Raw genomic sequence first — 3319 nt, 5'->3', positions numbered from 1 at the left:
AACTAGAGGGGGAATTAGCTCAGCTGGCTAGAGCGCCTGCCTTGCACGCAGGAGGTCAAGGGTTCGACTCCCTTATTCTCCACAGTTTTGAAGACTTAATTTAAAAGTTACGGATGGAGCCAAAAACAACATCTGTTCATTAAGTTGACAAGAAGACATTAAGATCATTGACATTAACGGTAAAGACATCACAAAGAGAAAACCGAGCGCATAATAGCGCTTGAGTAACCAAAAATAGGAAAGAAATCGTTAAGGGCGTATGGCGGATGCCTAGGCTTTCAGAGGCGAAGAAGGACGCGGTAAGCTGCGAAAAGCTGCGGGGATCGGCACACACGAATTGATCCGCAGATGTCCGAATGGGGCAACCCGGCATGTTGAAGACATGTCACTCCGCAAGGAGAGCAAACCAGGAGAACTGAAACATCTAAGTACCCTGAGGAAAAGAAATCGAAGAGATTCCGTAAGTAGCGGCGAGCGAAAGCGGATTAGCCCAAAAGTCTTTATATGTTTAAAAGAATGTTCTGGAAAGAACAGCCGTAGAGGGTGATAGCCCCGTATTTGAAAGGCATACATAGATGATAAATGAGTAGGGCGGGACACGTGAAATCCTGTCTGAATATGGGGGGACCATCCTCCAAGGCTAAATACTCCTGAAAGACCGATAGTGAACAAGTACTGTGAAGGAAAGGTGAAAAGCACTTCGAATAGAAGGGTGAAATAGAACCTGAAACCGTACGCCTACAAGCGGTCGGAGCCCACAAGTTGGGTGACGGCGTGCCTTTTGCATAATGAGCCTACGAGTTAATTTTACTAGCGAGGTTAAGGACTTCAGGTCCGGAGCCGGAGCGAAAGCGAGTCTGAATAGGGCGCTTAGTTAGTAGGATTAGACGCGAAACCTTGTGATCTACCCATGGGCAGGTTGAAGCTCTGGTAACACAGAGTGGAGGACCGAACCGGTTGACGTTGAAAAGTCTTCGGATGACCTGTGGGTAGGGGTGAAAGGCCAATCAAACTGGGAGATAGCTCGTACTCTCCGAAATGCATTTAGGTGCAGCGTCGCAAATGAGTTTATTAGAGGTAGAGCTACTGATTGGATGCGGGGGTTTCATCGCCTACCAATTCCTGACAAACTCCGAATGCTAATAAATGTTCTGCGGCAGTGAGGGCATGGGTGCTAAGGTCCATGTCCGAGAGGGAAAGAACCCAGACCAACAGCTAAGGTCCCCAAATATATGTTAAGTTGAAACAACGCGGTTGGACTGCATTGACAGCTAGGATGTTGGCTTGGAAGCAGCCATTCATTTAAAGAGTGCGTAACAGCTCACTAGTCGAGCGGTCCGGCATGGATAATAATCGGGCATAAACATATTACCGAAGCTATGGATTTATACCTTAGGGGTATATCTGGTAGGAGAGCATTCTGTTTGCGCCGAAGCAGTATCGTGAGGTATTGTGGAGCGGACAGAAAAGAAAATGTAGGCATAAGTAACGATAAAGGGGGCGAGAAACCCCCTCACCGAAAGACTAAGGTTTCCTCAGCCATGCTAATCAGCTGAGGGTTAGTCGGGACCTAACGCGAACCCGAAAGGGGTAGTGGATGGACAATGGGTTAATATTCCCATACTTGCTCACACTAAAAAGGGGACGGAGTGCCGTACCTGCTGGAGACTGACGGAATAGTCAAGGCCTAGCCTTCGGGCGAAGCTGCTGCAGGGAAAGTGCTTCCAAGAAAAGCCGAAGTGAAGCAACCCGTACCAAAACCGACACAGGTAGTCGAGGAGAGAATCCTAAGGTGCTCGAGTGAGTCGTGGCTAAGGAACTAGGCAAAATAGTCTCGTAACTTCGGAAGAAGAGACGCCATCAGCAATGGTGGCCGCAGTGAAGAGGCCCAGGCGACTGTTTATCAAAAACACAGGACTCTGCTAAATCGAAAGATGCTGTATAGGGTCTGACACCTGCCCGGTGCTGGAAGGTTAAGGAAGGGCGTTAGCGTAAGCGAAGCGTTTGACTGAAGCCCCAGTAAACGGCGGCCGTAACTATAACGGTCCTAAGGTAGCGAAATTCCTTGTCGGGTAAGTTCCGACCTGCACGAATGGTGTAACGATCTGGGCACTGTCTCAGCCACGAGCTCGGTGAAATTGTAGTATCGGTGAAGATGCCGATTACCCGCAATGGGACGAAAAGACCCTGTGAACCTTTACTATAACTTCGTATTGACTTTGAGTAAGTAATGTGTAGGATAGGTGGGAGGCTTTGAAGCGGGCACGCTAGTGTTCGTGGAGCCAACGTTGAAATACCACCCTTTACTTACTTGGAGCCTAACTTCTTTTAGAAGGACATTGCGTGGTGGGTAGTTTGACTGGGGTGGTCGCCTCCAAAAGAGTAACGGAGGCTTTCAAAGGTACCCTCAGCACGCTTGGTAACCGTGCGTAGAGTGTAATGGCATAAGGGTGCTTGACTGTGAGACCAACAAGTCGATCAGGTGCGAAAGCAGGACATAGTGATCCGGTGGTTCCGTATGGAAGGGCCATCGCTCATAGGATAAAAGGTACTCCGGGGATAACAGGCTAGTCTCCCCCAAGAGCTCACATCGACGGGGAGGTTCGGCACCTCGATGTCGGCTCGTCACATCCTGGGGCTGGAGAAGGTCCCAAGGGTTGGGCTGTTCGCCCATTAAAGTGGCACGCGAGCTGGGTTCAGAACGTCGTGAGACAGTTCGGTCTCTATCTATTGCGGGCGTTAGATGTTTGAGAGGGCTTGATTCTAGTACGAGAGGACCGAATTGAACAAACCTCTGGTGTATCAGTTGTACCGCCAGGTGCACCGCTGAGTAGCTACGTTTGGAAGAGATAAACACTGAAAGCATATAAGTGTGAAACTCGCCTCAAGATGAGACATCTTTTAAGGGTCGTTGGAGATGACGACGTTGATAGGCTACAGGTGTAAAGGCAGTAATGTCATAGCCGAGTAGTACTAATTACCCGTAGATTTATAGCCTATGGTTGCTATATCAATATAATTTAAATTATACAAGCCTTTTATGCGCAGTCAAGGTTTTGTCTTTGTGAACGTTTTTATCGATTAAAATCAGAAGTTAGACACTAGATATTAGAAGTTAGTATATCACTAAGCTCTAAGTACTAAAGTCTAACCTCTTATATAAAGCCTTTAGGGTGGTTTTAGCGGTGGGGCTCACCTGTTCCCATTCCGAACACAGAAGTTAAGCCCACCAGCGCCGATGGTACTGCGAAAGCGGGAGAGTAGGCCGCCGCCAGTTTTTATTAAAAGTCTCATACAGTATTTGTATGAGACTTTTTTT

The 3319-nt window shown here is 48.0% G+C and carries 1 tRNA gene and 2 rRNA genes; all 3 read left to right on the top strand.

The window, feature by feature from the left end:
- The first annotated feature begins 8 nt into the window (after positions 1-8).
- The 3 genes from J4Q03_RS21275 (at position 9) to rrf (ending at position 3277) form a co-directional block, all read left to right on the top strand.
- A tRNA-Ala gene (locus J4Q03_RS21275) sits at positions 9-82 on the top strand.
- A gap of 157 nt (positions 83-239) precedes the next feature.
- A 23S ribosomal RNA gene (locus J4Q03_RS21270) occupies positions 240-2997 on the top strand.
- Positions 2998-3169: 172 nt separating this feature from the next.
- A 5S ribosomal RNA gene (gene rrf / locus J4Q03_RS21265) occupies positions 3170-3277 on the top strand.
- Positions 3278-3319 lie beyond the last annotated feature (42 nt).

Source organism: Chryseobacterium sp. NFX27, from assembly GCF_049887855.1.
In the GTDB taxonomy this organism is placed as follows: domain Bacteria; phylum Bacteroidota; class Bacteroidia; order Flavobacteriales; family Weeksellaceae; genus Chryseobacterium.
The sequence above is the reverse complement of the archived record's forward strand: the minus strand, read 5'-3'. Positions and strand labels throughout refer to the sequence as shown.